The sequence below is a fragment of the Erythrobacter colymbi genome, from assembly GCF_002155685.1.
In the GTDB taxonomy this organism is placed as follows: Bacteria; Pseudomonadota; Alphaproteobacteria; order Sphingomonadales; family Sphingomonadaceae; genus Erythrobacter; species Erythrobacter colymbi.
In genome coordinates this window covers 473,944-487,819 of the sequence record NZ_MUYK01000001.1, presented here as the reverse complement: position 1 = coordinate 487,819, position 13,876 = coordinate 473,944, and the positions used below count along the sequence as shown (strand labels likewise).

14 protein-coding genes, 1 tRNA gene and 1 riboswitch are annotated in these 13,876 nt (G+C 68.7%); of the genes, 6 read left to right on the top strand and 9 right to left on the bottom strand.

Translation table 11 applies throughout. The annotated features are described in order from the left end of the window. The first annotated feature begins 34 nt into the window (after positions 1-34). The 6 genes from cobA to BZF57_RS02170 are packed head-to-tail and all read left to right on the top strand — an operon-like array spanning position 35 to position 4,422. Entirely contained in the window at positions 35-793 is a 759-nt protein-coding gene (gene cobA, locus BZF57_RS02195) for a uroporphyrinogen-III C-methyltransferase (RefSeq protein ID WP_086734138.1), read from the top strand. Then, positions 790-1,089 carry a DUF2849 domain-containing protein gene (locus tag BZF57_RS02190; RefSeq protein ID WP_086734136.1) on the top strand — a complete coding sequence of 100 codons (300 nt, stop codon included), beginning with the start codon at positions 790-792 and terminating at the stop codon, positions 1,087-1,089. The genes cobA and BZF57_RS02190 overlap by 4 nt, the downstream gene beginning before the upstream one ends. Continuing rightward, complete coding sequence (locus BZF57_RS02185) at positions 1,089-1,541, top strand: hypothetical protein (RefSeq protein WP_086734133.1); 453 nt, start codon at positions 1,089-1,091, stop codon at positions 1,539-1,541. Before BZF57_RS02190 ends, BZF57_RS02185 begins: the two co-directional genes overlap by 1 nt. Next, a complete protein-coding gene (locus tag BZF57_RS02180) occupies positions 1,541-3,199 on the top strand; it encodes a nitrite/sulfite reductase (RefSeq protein WP_086734131.1) in 1,659 nt (552 codons plus the stop codon). Before BZF57_RS02185 ends, BZF57_RS02180 begins: the two co-directional genes overlap by 1 nt. After that, a complete protein-coding gene (locus tag BZF57_RS02175) occupies positions 3,192-3,653 on the top strand; it encodes a DUF934 domain-containing protein (protein ID WP_086734129.1) in 462 nt (153 codons plus the stop codon). The genes BZF57_RS02180 and BZF57_RS02175 overlap by 8 nt, the downstream gene beginning before the upstream one ends. Further along, positions 3,643-4,422: a phosphoadenylyl-sulfate reductase gene (locus BZF57_RS02170; protein ID WP_086734127.1), complete on the top strand. Its 780-nt coding sequence runs from the start codon at positions 3,643-3,645 to the stop codon at positions 4,420-4,422. Before BZF57_RS02175 ends, BZF57_RS02170 begins: the two co-directional genes overlap by 11 nt. Positions 4,423-4,508: 86 nt before the next feature. Here BZF57_RS02170 and BZF57_RS02165 read toward each other — a convergent pair whose 3' ends face one another. The 9 genes from BZF57_RS02165 to BZF57_RS02125 form a co-directional block, all read right to left on the bottom strand. Then, positions 4,509-5,426 carry an NAD-dependent epimerase/dehydratase family protein gene (locus BZF57_RS02165; RefSeq protein ID WP_086734125.1) on the bottom strand — a complete coding sequence of 306 codons (918 nt, stop codon included), beginning with the start codon at positions 5,424-5,426 and terminating at the stop codon, positions 4,509-4,511. Beyond that, positions 5,423-6,541 (bottom strand): glutamate 5-kinase, encoded by a 1,119-nt coding sequence (proB, locus tag BZF57_RS02160; protein ID WP_206073179.1) that lies wholly within the window; start codon positions 6,539-6,541, stop codon positions 5,423-5,425. Before proB ends, BZF57_RS02165 begins: the two co-directional genes overlap by 4 nt. A 7-nt stretch (positions 6,542-6,548) precedes the next feature. Next, positions 6,549-7,625, bottom strand: a complete 1,077-nt coding sequence (gene cgtA / locus BZF57_RS02155) for an Obg family GTPase CgtA (RefSeq protein WP_086734122.1) — start codon at positions 7,623-7,625, stop codon at positions 6,549-6,551. 130 nt (positions 7,626-7,755) lie between these two features. After that, entirely contained in the window at positions 7,756-8,673 is a 918-nt protein-coding gene (locus tag BZF57_RS02150) for a cobalamin-binding protein (RefSeq protein WP_086734120.1), read from the bottom strand. Next, on the bottom strand, positions 8,670-9,179 hold the full coding sequence (locus BZF57_RS02145; RefSeq protein ID WP_086734118.1) for a hypothetical protein: 510 nt from the start codon (positions 9,177-9,179) through the stop codon (positions 8,670-8,672). Before BZF57_RS02145 ends, BZF57_RS02150 begins: the two co-directional genes overlap by 4 nt. A gap of 10 nt (positions 9,180-9,189) precedes the next feature. Further along, positions 9,190-11,154, bottom strand: a complete 1,965-nt coding sequence (locus BZF57_RS02140; protein WP_086734116.1) for a TonB-dependent receptor plug domain-containing protein — start codon at positions 11,152-11,154, stop codon at positions 9,190-9,192. Between the two features lie 119 nt (positions 11,155-11,273). Beyond that, positions 11,274-11,467: riboswitch (cobalamin riboswitch) on the bottom strand. 296 nt (positions 11,468-11,763) lie between these two features. Continuing rightward, a tRNA-Ala gene (locus tag BZF57_RS02135) sits at positions 11,764-11,839 on the bottom strand. 114 nt (positions 11,840-11,953) lie between these two features. Further along, on the bottom strand, positions 11,954-12,874 hold the full coding sequence (locus BZF57_RS02130; RefSeq protein WP_086734114.1) for a hypothetical protein: 921 nt from the start codon (positions 12,872-12,874) through the stop codon (positions 11,954-11,956). Positions 12,875-13,069: 195 nt separating this feature from the next. Further along, positions 13,070-13,813, bottom strand: coding sequence for a Bax inhibitor-1/YccA family protein (locus BZF57_RS02125; RefSeq protein WP_086734112.1), 744 nt, complete (start codon positions 13,811-13,813; stop codon positions 13,070-13,072). Between the last annotated feature and the right edge of the window lie 63 nt (positions 13,814-13,876).

Sequence of the window (13,876 nt, the reverse complement as noted above, 5' to 3'; positions counted from 1 at the left end):
GAACGGATGGGCCGCTTCGCCCATTTGCGCTTCCATGCGAAAGACCGGCACCATCTATCTCGTCGGCGCGGGGCCGGGTCCGGTGGACCTTCTCACCCTGCGCGCCGCCCGCCTGATCGAGGGCGCAAGCGTCATCGTCCATGACGGACTGATCGGCCCGGACATCCTTGGCCTCGCCCGCCCCGACGCGCGCCTGATCTCGGTCGCCAAGCAGCGCGCGCGCCACACCATGCCGCAGGAGGACATCAACGCCCTCCTGATCCGCGAGGCTTTGCAAGGCCATGATGTCGTGCGCCTCAAGGGCGGCGATCCCTTCATCTTCGGGCGCGGCGGCGAGGAAGCCGAGGACGCGCGCGCGGCCGGCGTTCCGGTCGAAGTCGTCCCCGGCGTCAGCGCGGCGAACGGCGCGGCGGCCGCATCGCAGATCGCGCTCACCCACCGCGACGCCTCGAGCATCGTCAGCTTCGTCGCGGGCCAGTGCAAGGGCCTTGCCGAACAGGACTGGTCGGGCCTCGCGGGCAAAGGCCGCACGCTGGTGATCTACATGGGCGTCTCGACCGCGCCCCAGATCGCCGAAAAGCTGATGGCCGACGGCCTTGCCCCCGAAATGCCGGTCGCGGTGATCGAGAACGCCGCGCGCCCCGAAATGCGCGTGCTGCGCGGATTGCTTGCGGGCCTGCCGCAGCTGGTCGAGGCCGAGGCGGTCAAGAGCCCCGCCCTCATTGTCATCGGCGACGTCACCGCGCGCGAAGACGCTGTCGTGGCGGCGCTCGCACAGGAGAGAGCAGAATGAAAATCCTCACCGGCAACGACTTGCGCACGGGCGCTGTCACCTGGTGGAACGGCAGCGGCTGGTCGCTGTTCGTCGACGATGCAGTCGACGTGGGTGACGAGGCCGAAGAAATCCTCGCCCGCGAAACCGCCGCGCGCCGCGTCAACGTGCCCTACGCCATCGAGGCCAGCATCGACGCCGCGGGTCATGTCCGCCCGGCGCATATCAAGGACCGCGTGCGCGCGCTCGGTCCCACGGTGCGCCGCGACCTTGCCGTGCCGACCGCCGCCAAGACCGGCTGGGACTGGGTGATCTGATGCGCCTGCCTGCCGTCACGCTCGCCTCGGCCTTCGCCTTCGCCGCCGTGCCCGCCGCTTCCGAAACCGCGCCCGCTCCGGCGCCCAAGCCGGCAGAGTCCCGCACCACGATGGTGGTCGAATGGACCCGCCTCAAGGCGCTCCCGGGCGAGCGCGCCAATCTCACCGCCTTCATCCATCTGAACTGGTTTGCGATGGACGCGAAGGCGGTGGAGCAGGGCCTGTTCACCTCCTACCGCCTGATCGCCAATCCGGCCACGGACGGCGAGTGGGATCTGCTGGTCGAAGTCGGCTACCCGACCCCGCTCGGCTATGACGATCCCCCCACCCGCGCCGCCTTCGAAGCCATCCGCGCCGCGCACAAGACCGTGCCGGTCGAGGGCAAGACCCTGCGCGAGCTCGGCACCATCCTTGGCACCGAGCGCCTCCCCGTTCTGACTGGAACCCGCTGATGTACCGCTATGACCAATACGACCAGGCGATGGTCGATGCCCGCGTGGAGGAGTTCCGCGATCAGGCCCGCCGCCGCCTCGAAGGCAAGCTGACCGAAGACCAGTTCAAGCCGCTCAGGCTGATGAACGGGCTCTACCTCCAGCTCCATGCCTACATGCTGCGCGTCGCCATTCCCTATGGCACATTGGACGCGCGGCAGCTGGAGATGCTCGCCGACATCGCCGACAAGTATGACCGCGGCTACGGGCATTTCACCACCCGCCAGAACATCCAGTACAACTGGATCAAGCTCGACGATTGCGCCGATGCCCTTGCGGACCTCGCTACGGTCGAGATGCACGCGATCCAGACCAGCGGCAACTGCATCCGCAACATCTCGTCCGATCACTTCGCGGGCGCGGCGGCGGACGAGGTGGTCGACCCCCGCCCCTATGCCGAGCTGATGCGCCAGTGGTCGAGCTTCCATCCGGAGTTCACCTACCTGCCGCGCAAGTTCAAGATCGCGGTGATCGCGAGCGAGAAGGACCGCGCGGCGATGCGGCTGCACGATATCGGCGTGCGGATCGTGCAGCGCGACGGCGCAATCGGCGCGGAATTCTACGCCGGCGGCGGCATGGGCCGCACGCCGATGATCGCCCCGCTGATCCGCGACTTCGTGCCGATCGACCAGTTCATCACCTATGCCGAGGCGTGCCTGCGCGTCTACAACCGCTACGGCCGGCGCGACAACAAGTACAAGGCGCGCATAAAGATCCTCGTCCACGAGCTCGGCGCGGCGGAATATATCCGCCAGGTCGAGGAGGAATTCGCGCACATGCTCAGCGTGGGCGTGGAACCGCCGCGCGAGGAACTTGAACGCATCAAGGCGTTCTTCGCCCCTCCCCCGTTCGTGTCGAGCGAAGTCGAGACACAGAGCCTCTCGACTATGCTCGAGGCGAACGGCGGTCAGGGCAGTGCTTTCGGGCAGTGGGTGCGCCGCAACACCCATGCCCACAAGGCGCCGGGCTACGTCTCGGCCGTCATCAGCCTCAAGCCCGCAGGCGGCATCCCCGGGGACGCAACCTCGGAGCAGATGCGTGTCGTGGCGCGGCTGGCGCGCGAATACAGCTTCGACGAGCTGCGGGTGATGCACACGCAGAACCTGCTGCTGCCGCACGTCGCCATCGCCGATCTTCCGGCGGTGTGGCAGGCGCTCGACGCGGCGGGCCTCGGCGCTGCCAACATGGACACGATCGAGGACATCATCGCCTGTCCGGGCCTCGATTACTGCTCGCTCGCCAACGCCCGCTCGATCCCGCTCGCCCAGCGCATTTCCGAGCGCTTCGCCGAGACGGGCCGCACCGAGGTGGTGGGCGAGCTGAAGCTCAAGATCTCCGGCTGCATCAACGCCTGCGGGCACCACCATGCCGGCCACATCGGCATACTCGGCGTCGACAAGAAGGGGACCGAGAACTACCAGCTCTCGCTCGGCGGATCGGAGGCCGAGGACGTCAGCCTCGCCAAGATCACCGGCCCCGGCTTCGACGAAGACGGCGTGATCGCCGCGGTCGAGAAAGTGACCGACGTCTACCTCGCGAGCCGCGCAGAGGGCGAGCGCTTCCTCGACACCTACCGCCGCATCGGCATGGAGCCGTTCAAGGAGGCTTTGTATGGGTAACGCCCGCGATCTCGGCACTTCCCCCGACGAGGTGCAGTTCCGCTTCCGCGATGACGAGCCGGTCGATCATGCCGCCGTCACGGTCGATTCCTGCTGCGACCAGACCAACGCCACCGCGGTCCGGATCGAGCCGGGCGACGATGCGCGGGTGCTGCTGCCCTTCCTCGATCGCCTCGCGCTGGTGGAAGTCAACTTCCCCGTGTTCGGCGACGGGCGCGGCTATTCGGCGGCGCGCATCCTGCGCGAGGCGGGCTACACCGGCGAATTGCGCGCGGTCGGCGATGTGCTGATCGACCAGCTCTCCCACATGCGTCGCTGCGGCTTCGACAGCTTCGCCCCCGACAAGCGCCTCGACGAGGAAGACGCGATGCGCGCCTTCGCGACCTGGGAGAACGTCTACCAGCGCGCGGCGGATGCGCGGCGCACGATTGCGGACAAGCGCCATGAAGCCTGAACTCAAGCTCGTCCCGGGCGCGGTGCACACCCCCGACATCCTCGACCTGAAGCCCCGCTTCACCGAGCATGACGCCGTGCGCCTCAACAACCTGTTCCGCGGCTCCTCGACGCAGGAGATGCTCGAAAGCGTGATCCGCGACCAGCTGGCGGGCAACCTCGCGATCGTCTCGAGCTTCGGGGCGGAGAGCGCGGTGCTGCTGCATCTGGTCGCATCGGTCGACCCGACCGTGCCGGTGCTGTTCCTCGATACGGGCAAGCATTTCCCCGAAACGCTCGCCTATCGCGACGAGCTCGCGGCGCTGCTCGGCCTCAACCTCGTGGTGCTGACGCCCGATGCGGAGGAACTCGCCAAGCGCGACGAGACCGGCCTCAGGTGGTCCTACGATCCCGACGGCTGCTGCGAGATCCGCAAGGTGCGCCCGCTCGGCAAGGCGCTGGCGGGCTATGATGCGAGCTTTACGGGACGCAAGGCGTTCCAGGCCAAGACCCGCGCCAACCTGCCGCGCTTCGAGATCGACACGAGCGACGCGCAGGGACGGCTCAAGATCAACCCGCTGATCGACTGGGACGCGGGCCAGATCGAGGGCTATTTCATCCAGCACGACCTCCCCCGCCACCCGCTGATCGCGCAAGGCTATCCCTCGATCGGCTGCTCGCCCTGCACCTCGCAGGTCGCGCCGGGCGAAGACCCGCGCTCGGGCCGGTGGAAAGGCTGGGACAAGACCGAATGCGGCATCCACAAGCCGGGCGAGGAACCGTTCCTCTAGGAACAATTCTCGTCATTGCGAGCGTAGCGAAGCAATCCATGGATTGCCGCGTCGCCTTCGGCTCCTCGCAATGACGAACGAAGAGGCTAAAGCCACCCCTCGCGGCGATACCACTCCGCGGTCGCCTTCAGCCCCTCCTCGCCGCTGATCTGCGGTTGCCACAGGCCCGGCGGGGGCTTCCTGTCGAAGCGCGAGACCCAGTTGGGGTGCGCCATGTAACCGACGCGGTCGGGCGTGAGCTTGGCGCGGTCGCCGCGTGCAATGCGGTCGGCGGCGGCGGCGGCATCGAGCACGGCGCGCGGGAGGTGCGGGGCGAAGACCCTGCTCTTCCCCACCGCGCGGCCGATCGCGGCGGCGAGTTCCTTGTGGCTCCACCCGCCCTCGCGGCCGTCGTCGGGCTCGTAGACCTTCTTCCGCGTCGGCGCGGCGTTGCTCGCAGCGAGGGTCACCAGCAGGCGCGCAAGATCGTCGGCATGGATGATCGAACTCGCCCCGCCGGGCGGCAGGGGGACGAAGCCCCACTTGGCGGTGCGGAACATGTCGAGATAGTCGATATCGCGCGGGCCATAGACGCCGGGCGGGCGCACCGTGGTCCAGTCGAGCCCCGAGGCCTCCACCAGCGCCTCGGCCTTCGCCTTGGACGCGCCATAGGCTGACAGCGCGGGCATCCGCGCCGAGAGCGAGGAGACGAACACCAGCCGCCTGACGCCTGCCCCCCGCATCGCCGCGATCACGTTCGCCGTGCCGGTAACGTTCGCCACCTCGAATTCGGCCGGGTCGGGGGTGTTGGTGAGGCCCGCAACGTGGATCACCGCGTCCGCGCCTTGGGTCAGCGCCGCGAGCACCGCCATGTCGCCCAGATCGCCGCGCACCCACTCCACACCGGCGCGGGCAGCCTGCTCGCGGCGGGCGAGCGCGCGGACCGTGTGGCCTGCGGCGAGCGCCGCATCGAGCACCGCCGAGCCGACGAAGCCGGTCGCGCCGGTGATCGCCAGCAGGGTCACAGCAGAACCATGTGGTCGCGGTGGATCACGCAGGAACGCGGCGCATAGCCCAGCCGCTCGGCCTGATCCTCGGCGCGTTTGCCGGCGATCAGCTGCATCTCGTCCGCGTCATACTCGGCAAGACCCTGCGCGAGGCGTTCGCCCCTGAGGCTCAGCACGCTGACGAGATCGCCGCGCCGGAACTGGCCGGACACGCCCACGACCCCCGCCGCGAGCAGGCTCGCCCCGCCCTTCAGCGCTTCGGCGCAGCCCTTGTCGACGCGCAGCTCGCCCGCAGGCGCGAGCCGCCCGCCGAGCCAAGCCTTGCGCGCCGAAGCCGCGCTGACGGGGAGGAACAGCGTCCCCGTTCCCGCAGCCAGAGCATTGGCGATGGGCGATTCCCACGTCCCGTTGAGGATCCCGAGCGCGATCCCCGCGCGCGTCGCGATCTGTGCGGCTTGCAGCTTGGAGATCATCCCGCCCGAGCCAAGCCCCGAGGACGAGGCCCCGCTCGCCATCGCCATCACTTCGGGCGTGACCGCCTCGACCACCGGGATCAGCGTCGCGCCCTCCTCGCGCGGGTCGCGGTCATATAGCCCGTCGACGTCCGACAGCAGCAGCACCACGTCCGCATTGGCCGCCTGCGCCACGCGCGCGGCGAGGCGGTCGTTGTCGCCGAAGCGGATTTCCTCGGTGGCGACGCTGTCGTTCTCGTTGATGACCGGGATCGTGCCCGCCTCGAGCAGCCGATCCAAAGTCGCCGCAGCGTTGAGATAGCGCCGCCGGTCCTCGAGGTCGCCCAGCGTCAGCAGCATCTGCGCGGCGGTGATGCCGTGCTCGCCCAGCGCGCGGCTCCACAGGTCGGCGAGCTGGATCTGGCCGACGGCGGCGGCGGCCTGCGCGTCGGCGAGGCTCCCGCGCCCGCCCTTCGCCAGCCCCAGCCGCGCCGCGCCCAGCGCAATCGCGCCCGAGCTCACCACGATCACCTGCGGCCCCTCGCGGCGGATCGCGGCGAGGTCGGCCGTGAGGCTGTGCAGCCATGCGACGCCCGCCGTCCCGCCGCGCACCAGCAGCGAAGAGCCGATCTTGACCACGATCCGCCGCGCGGCGGTGATGTCGGCGAGGCTTTTCAGCATGGGCAGGTTACAAGGGCGACCACTCGGGCGCGTCGCCGTCGTCCTCGATCTCGACCGCCTTGGTCTCGGTCGCGGTGCGGTCCGGCAGGTAGCCGAGCACCGCGTCCAGGAGTTCGGGGATCCCCGCACCCGTCGCGCCCGAGACAGCGAAGACCTGCTCCGCACCCGCCTCAAGCAGCTCCTTGCGGAAGCCCTCGACCAGTTCGGCGTCGGCAAGGTCGAGCTTGTTCAGCACCACCAGCCGGGGCTTCTCGTCGAGGCGCGTGTGCTCCTTGTCGCCATAGGCGGCGAGCTCCTCCTCGACGATGCGCATCGCCTCGGCGGGGTCGGCGTCCTCGGTGCCGGTGATGTCGATGAGGTGGATCAGCACCCGGCAGCGCTCGATATGGCCGAGGAAGCGGTCGCCGATGCCCACGCCATCCGCCGCGCCCTCGATCAGGCCCGGGATGTCGGCGAGCACGAATTCGCGGCCCTTGTGGCGCACCACCCCGAGCTTGGGGACGAGCGTGGTGAAGGCATAGTCGCCGACCTTCGCCTGCGCGTTGCTTACGGCATTGATGAAGGTCGATTTGCCCGCATTGGGCAGGCCGACGAGGCCGACGTCGGCAAGCAGCTTCAGCCGCAGCCACACCCACATTTCCTCGCCCGGAATGCCCGGCTGGTGCTGGCGCGGGGCGCGGTTGGTCGAGGTTTTGTAAGACGCGTTGCCGCGACCGCCCATGCCGCCTTCGAGGAACACGATGCGCTGGCCCACCTCGGTAAAGTCGGCGAGCACCTCTTCCTTGTCTTCCGAGAGGATCTGCGTACCGACCGGCACCTTGATGACCAGCGGCTCGGCCGAGGCCCCGGTGCGGTCCTTGCCCATCCCGTGGCCGCCACGCGGGGCCTTGAAGTGCTGCGAATAGCGGAAGTCGATCAGCGTGTTGAGGCCGGCGACGGCTTCGAACACGATGTCCCCGCCGCGCCCGCCATTGCCGCCATCGGGGCCGCCATATTCGACGTATTTCTCACGCCGGAACGAGACGGCCCCGGGGCCGCCTCCGCCGGACTTCACATAGATCTTGGCCTGGTCGAGGAAATGCATGGGCGCCCCTTATGCATTTTTTGCTGCGAATGCGAGGAGAATGGCGATTCCCCTTCCCCGTTCGCCTCGAGCGCAGTCAAGAGGCCGTGGCCATGTGTCTCGACTTCGCTCGACACGAACGGGTTCGGTCTCACAGCCTCGCAATGAAAGGCGCAAGCCTTTCGGGCACCGCGTCGGGCGTGTGGATCAGGCAGGCCAGCACCTCGGCGCTCTCGACCAGTCGCGGGCCGGGGCGGTTGAACAGATGGTGGCCATCGACCGCGAAGACCCGCCCCTCGCGCACCGCGCGCAGGCTCCGCCACGGCTCCTGCGCCAGCAGCGCGCGCGCTTCGGGCAGGGTCTGGGCGAGCTGGTAGCCGCAGGGCATCAGCGCGATGATGTCGGGATCGGCGGCGACCACCGCCTCGGCCTCGATCCAGTGCGAATGCACCCCCGGCGCGGCGAGCAGCGGTTCGGCCCCGGCGGCGGTGATGAGTTCGGGCACCCAGTTGCCCGCCACCATCAGCGGCTGGATCCATTCGACCGCGAGCATTTTGGGGCGCGTGGCAGGCGCCAGCGGCAGCGCACAGAGCCCCGCCCGCATCCGCGCCGCCGCCTCGGGGGCGCGCTCGGGCACGCCCGCTGCCTCGGCCACGCGCCGGAGATCGCCGAACACGTCGGCAAGGTCATCGGGCGCGAGCGAGACCAGCCGGGGTGGCGTCCCCACCCAGCTCGCCAGCGCCTCCTCCAGATCGGCAGGCGTCACCGCGCAGACCGCGCATTGCGCCTGCGTCAGGATCACGTCGGGCCTGAGCGACTTCAGCAGCGGCGCATCGACATCATAGACCGACAGGCCCTTCTCGACGATCGCCTTCACCCGGTCCTCGATCGCTTGCGAGGTCAGCCCCTTCTCGAGCTTTGTCGAGGTGCAGACGGGGAGCGCCTGCACCGCCGGGGGAAAATCGCATTCGTGGCTGCGGCCGACGAGGTTGTCCTGCAAGCCCAGCGCCACCGCGATCTCGGTGGCGCTGGGGAGCAGCGAGACGATCCGCAAGAGTGCGGCGCTCATCGCGCCTGCCGCTGGCCGAGCGCGGGGATATGCGCGAGCACCTGCCAGCCGAGCCACAGCCCGGCGAACCACAGCGCGTCATTCAGCGCGATGAGCCCGACGATGCGCGGCGCGAAGAGTGCCGGATCGCCGAAGGGCAGCGCATAGGCGAAGAGGCTCGCCTCGAAGGTGGCGAAGGCGGCGAGGAAGGCGACGAGCGCCCCTCCCCGCACCGCCCCGGCCGCGGCGAAGGCGAGGAGGCTCGATGCCAGCAGCGAGAGGCCCGCGGCAAAGGTCGGCCCGTCCCACGGGAAGCCCATGAGGCCGAAGCCGAGCACCTGGTTGCCTAGCCAGCACAGCACCACCGCCGCCAGCCCGCGGCGCCCGGGCATGGCGAGCGCGGCGATGGTGGCGATGGCGGCGAAGGGCATCATGCAGGCGAGCACCACCGTGCCCGACAGCGTGGTTGCAGCAAGGATCGCGGGGAGCGCCAGCAGGGCGAGCGGATTGCGCGTATCGGTCATCATCCAGCCCCCCTCAGAACCGCGCCTCGACGCCCACCGCGGCCGAGCGACCGGGGGAGACGAAGCTGAACACCTGCTCGTATTCCTCGCCCAGCAGGTTCTCGACGCGGGCGAAGGCGGCGAGGCTGTCGGTCAGCTTCACGCGGGCGTTGAAGTTGACGAGGGTGTAGTCATCGAGCTGCACCCGCACCGGCACGAAGCTCGGGTCGGAGAAGGCGACGTCCGGCGTCGCGCCATTGTGGCGCACCACCAAGGTGGCCGAGGCGGCATCATCGGGCGCTTCCCACGTCAGCGCGGCGCTGGCGATGTGTTTGGGGCGGCGGACTTCCTCCACCCCGTTCTCGCGCGCCTTGAGGTAGGAATAGGCCGCATCGAGGCTCCACTGGTCGGACAGCTGCGCGGCCAGCGATACCTCGACCCCGCGCTGCCGGCTCTCGGTGGTTCGGTTGGCCGGGGTTGCGATGAAGTTGGGCGGCGGGAAGGTGGTGAAGATCTCGCCGTCGAGCGTGCTGTCGAAATAGGTCACCGCCACCTTGGCGCTGTCGCCGAGGTTCTGGTCGAGGCCCACTTCCCACCCCTTCGACTTCTCGGGCCGGAGCGCCGCATTGCCGATGAAGCGACCGTCGACGAAGCCGTAGAGCTCGAAGAAGCCGGGGTTCTTGACGCCCGATCCGCCCGCCGCGCGCAGCCGCGTGCCCTCGGTGATGCGGTAGCCCGCACCGACACGGAAGGTGGTCGCATCGCGGAACAGGTCGTTGAAGTCGTGGCGGATGGCGGCGGAGAGGTCGAGCGCCTCGCCCTCGTAGCGATACTCGCCCACCAGCCCGACCTGCTCGATCTCGCGCCGACCGGTAAAGCCGCCGCTGCCCGCGAAGGCGTTGCGGAAGCCCTCGACCTCGTAATCGGCGGCGAAGGTGAGGTTGTGTTCCTGGGCAATCGTGAAGGCGCTGACATAGGAGGCCTTCACACGGTCACCCTCGCTTGCACTCGAGGTGCCGAAGGGGCTGAAGGTCTCGCGGTTCACATCGGCGATCTGGACCGAGAAATCATGGATCCAGCGGCCGTTCAGCGTATCGAGCCGCGCACCGACCAGCGCATAGACCGCCTCGTTGGTGAAGCCTGTGCCGGGGCTGTCGATGATGAAGCCGAAAGTGGGGCTGGTGGTGTCGAAATCGCTGTCGTTCGACTGCCCCTCGGTGCGGATGAAGCGGGTGGCGGTGCGCAGGGTGAGGGTGTCGCCGACGGCGATGCTGCCCTTGCCCGCCAGCGTGTAGCTGTCGCGCCCGATATCGCGCGTGCCGCCCCGCGCGTTGGGCTGGCCGTCGGTGCTGACGACCACGGCGGAGAGCGCCGCGTCCCAGCTGTCACCGAAGGCGCCATAGCGCGCGGCGCCGTTGACGGTGCCCTGCGTCCCGCCTTCCAGCCGCGCCGAGAAGCCCGGGACCGAGCGCCCGCTGCCGCTGTTGTAGGCGACCACCCCGCCGATCGCGTCGGAGCCATAGAGCGCCGACTGCGGCCCGCGCAGGACTTCGATCCGCGCGCCGGGTTCGGCTTGCAAGGTGCCCACGTCAAACTCGCCCGCGAAGGGATCGGAGACCTCGATCCCGTCGACCAGCACCAGCACGTGATTGGCCTCCGAGCCGCGCAGGCGGATCTGGGTCTGGCCCGCCACGCCCGCGACCGCGACGCCGGGGACGTCACGCAGCACGTCGGCGATGTCGCGGGTCTGGCGGTCTTCGAGCTGGTCGGCGGTGATGACGAGGGCCGAGCCGGTGTAGCTCGATGCCAAGGTGTATCCGGCCGCTCGCGACGCGTTCACCAGAATGTTGCCTTCCGGCACCGTGGCTGCGGGATCATAGAGACCCTCGATCAGCGGATCGCCCTCGCCGTTCTCGCGGTCGATCTCCTGCGCCCACACAGGCGCAGCCCAAACCAGCGCCGCCGCAGCGACGCTTCCCAGCAATGCAAAATTCTTCACGGATTCCTCCCGTCATCAGCAACATGGTGGCCGCAAGGGAGGTTGCCCTTCCCCACAGCCCAGCGATGTCGCTCACAACGAAAGTCTGTTTCCGCGCCTGGCCAACCCCTGAACCCGGCATAGAGCGACACGCCCCGGTCGGTCTCCTGGCTCACGGATCGCCGCATGGGATGCTCGCCTTCCCGGTGGTCCGGAGACCCCCAGTGGCTGCCCTCCCGAAAGGAGGGAGCGCACCCCACACTCACCGCTTACAGTTGCAGGGACAGCTGCGGAATCGAACCGCATTCCCGTTACCTTGGCGCGGGGAGGTGGATAGCGTCAGGCAAGGCTGACGGCAAGCGGCCTTGTCATGGCATTCCTGTCATTTCCGCGCGGGCGGGGAACCGGTCTCTCGATAACGATACTGCCAAGGGAGCTGGGTCCCCGCCTGCGCGAGGATGACAGTAAGAGGACTTCGATAGGCGTGGTGAATCGGCGCGAAGCGCCGCAAGGCCGAACGGCCGCCGCCGCTTATGCGGCGAAGCCAAGGCGGACGGACGTCCGCCGCCCGGCGTCTGAGGGCGAAAACAAAAAACCCTCCCCGCGAGGGGAGGGCCCTTTGCGTTTAACTGGTGGAGCCGAGGGGGATCGAACCCCTGACCTCGTCATTGCGAACGACGCGCTCTCCCAGCTGAGCTACGGCCCCGTTCCAGTTTTCACATGCCCGCCGCGCCCCTTCGGGGGAGCGGGCAGGCGGGCGCATTAGCGTCTCGCGCGCGGGCTTGCAACGGCGTTTTTGCAGCCCACACGCCGCCTCGCGCTACTTGCCCGAAGCGCCTCCGGTGCCCGGCGCGATCGGCTGCACCACAGGCTGCGAGGTGACGCCTTCCTTGACCGGGATGACCGGCACGGGAAGCCCCGTGACGGGGTCGATCACGGTCTGCGCGGCTCCGGCGTTCGGGTCGATCCTGAGGCCCGCGCGGGCCTGTTGCACCGCCACCCAGCCGGGCTGCGAGGCGCCGTACATCGCGCCCCACTTGTCGTCCCATTCCGAAGAGTCGCGCTGATAGGCCTCGTACTCGTCGAAGAACTGCTCGAAGGGCACCAGCAGGCCATCAAAATTGGCCTGCGCAAATGCGAGCGGATCGGTGGGCGGGGCGGCGAGTGCGCGGTTCGCCATCTCGAGCGCGGCGCGGCAGAACCCGGCGCGTGCGGCGGGCTCGGCGAAGAAGTTGTAGACCTGCGTGGTGTAGCCATCGCGCGCCACGATCGCATCGCGCTTGACCTTGAAGCGGCTGGTGTAGCTGCGCTCGATCCGGTCGTTGACCGCCTTCAGCCCCTTGACGTTCTTGGTGAGGAAAGCGCGGTAGGCCTGCAGGATCGGCTCGTATTCGGGCGCGAGGCAATTCAGGGCCGCGACGTTCCAGGCCGAGCGCAGGTTCCACACCAGCTGGTCGTTCGACAGGTTGCTGTTGACGGTGATGCGCCGCCCGTCAGGCCCGCGGGTCGGCATGGTCATCACGTAATGCGCGCCGCCCGGCGGGAGCGGGCGATAGGGCACGGCCTCGACCACCACCGGCGCGGGCGGCGGCGGGGGCGGAGGCGGCGGAGGCGGCGGGGGAGCGGGCGTGGCGCAGGCGCCGAGCAGCGCCGCGCCCACGGCCAGCGTGGTGATCGCCAGACCGAAAGGCGTGCGCGTGGTCGTGGCGGACGGGGAAGACGTATGCGGGGCCGCGCTCATCGGGGGTATCTCTCTCCTGCTGCGGCTGTGCGCGCCGCTTCGGGGTCAGCATGTGGGCCCCCGGCTTGCTCCAGCCTGAAGCGCTGCGATAGCCGCGGCGGCTAACAAAGCAAATGCCCGGGAAGCCGCTTAGGCCCCCGGGCATTCGACATTTCAACATTCTTGCGGCGGGGCGAGGCCCGCCGGGCAGCGCGATTACTCGCGGTTGCCGAGGAAGCTGAGCAGGAACTGGAACATGTTGATGAAGTCCAGGTAGAGCGTCAGCGCGCCCAGCACCACGGCCTTGCCGGCGAACTCGGTGCCACGCAGATACTGGTATTCGTCCTTCAGGCGCTGCGTGTCATAGGCGGTGAGGCCAGCGAAGATCAGCACGCCGACAAAGCTGATCGCGTAGTAGAACGCGGGGCTCTGCAGGAACAGGTTGATCAGCATCGCCACGAACAGGCCGACCACGCCCATGATCAGGAAGCTGCCGAGGCCCGACAGGCTCTTCTTGGTGGTGTAGCCGTAGAGCGACAGACCGGCGAAGGCCGCCGCGGTGGCGAAGAAGGTGGTCGCGATCGAGCCGCCGGTATAGACGAGGAAGATCGACGACAGCGACAGGCCCATCAGCGTGGCAAAGCCCCAGAACATCAGCTGGAGCGTGCCGGTGCTGAAGCGGCTCGCCCCGAAGCTCATCGCGAACACGATCGCGAGCGGTGACAGGCCAACCACCCAGCGCAGCGCGCTGAAATGGATCGTCTCGGCCATGCCGCTGGTGAAGGCCAGCAGCGCGACGATCCCGGTCAGCAGGATGCCCGAGGTCATGTAGTTGTAGATCGAGAGCATGTGCTTGCGCAGACCCTCGTCGAAGGTCACGCGGCCAGCGACATCGCCTCCCGCGCGGGGCACGGAGCCCAGACGCTGCGCGTTGCGCGAGGTGTCATTCCAGTCAGCCATTGTGAAACCCTTAGCCTTTCCATCATGGAGCGCGGAAAAAGCCCGTGCTCTCCATGTGACGCA

Excerpts from the sequence above, each read along its gene's own strand:
- cobA (WP_086734138.1), top strand. The coding sequence starts at position 35 with ATGCGAAAGACCGGCACCATCTATCTCGTCGGCGCGGGGCCGGGTCCG.
- BZF57_RS02190 (WP_086734136.1), top strand. The coding sequence starts at position 790 with ATGAAAATCCTCACCGGCAACGACTTGCGCACGGGCGCTGTCACCTGG.
- BZF57_RS02185 (WP_086734133.1), top strand. The coding sequence starts at position 1,089 with ATGCGCCTGCCTGCCGTCACGCTCGCCTCGGCCTTCGCCTTCGCCGCC.
- BZF57_RS02180 (WP_086734131.1), top strand. The coding sequence starts at position 1,541 with ATGTACCGCTATGACCAATACGACCAGGCGATGGTCGATGCCCGCGTG.
- BZF57_RS02175 (WP_086734129.1), top strand. The coding sequence starts at position 3,192 with ATGGGTAACGCCCGCGATCTCGGCACTTCCCCCGACGAGGTGCAGTTC.
- BZF57_RS02170 (WP_086734127.1), top strand. The coding sequence starts at position 3,643 with ATGAAGCCTGAACTCAAGCTCGTCCCGGGCGCGGTGCACACCCCCGAC.
- proB (WP_206073179.1), bottom strand. The coding sequence starts at position 6,541 with ATGCTGAAAAGCCTCGCCGACATCACCGCCGCGCGGCGGATCGTGGTC.
- cgtA (WP_086734122.1), bottom strand. The coding sequence starts at position 7,625 with ATGCATTTCCTCGACCAGGCCAAGATCTATGTGAAGTCCGGCGGAGGC.
- BZF57_RS02150 (WP_086734120.1), bottom strand. The coding sequence starts at position 8,673 with ATGAGCGCCGCACTCTTGCGGATCGTCTCGCTGCTCCCCAGCGCCACC.
- BZF57_RS02145 (WP_086734118.1), bottom strand. The coding sequence starts at position 9,179 with ATGATGACCGATACGCGCAATCCGCTCGCCCTGCTGGCGCTCCCCGCG.
- BZF57_RS02130 (WP_086734114.1), bottom strand. The coding sequence starts at position 12,874 with ATGAGCGCGGCCCCGCATACGTCTTCCCCGTCCGCCACGACCACGCGC.
- BZF57_RS02125 (WP_086734112.1), bottom strand. The coding sequence starts at position 13,813 with ATGGCTGACTGGAATGACACCTCGCGCAACGCGCAGCGTCTGGGCTCC.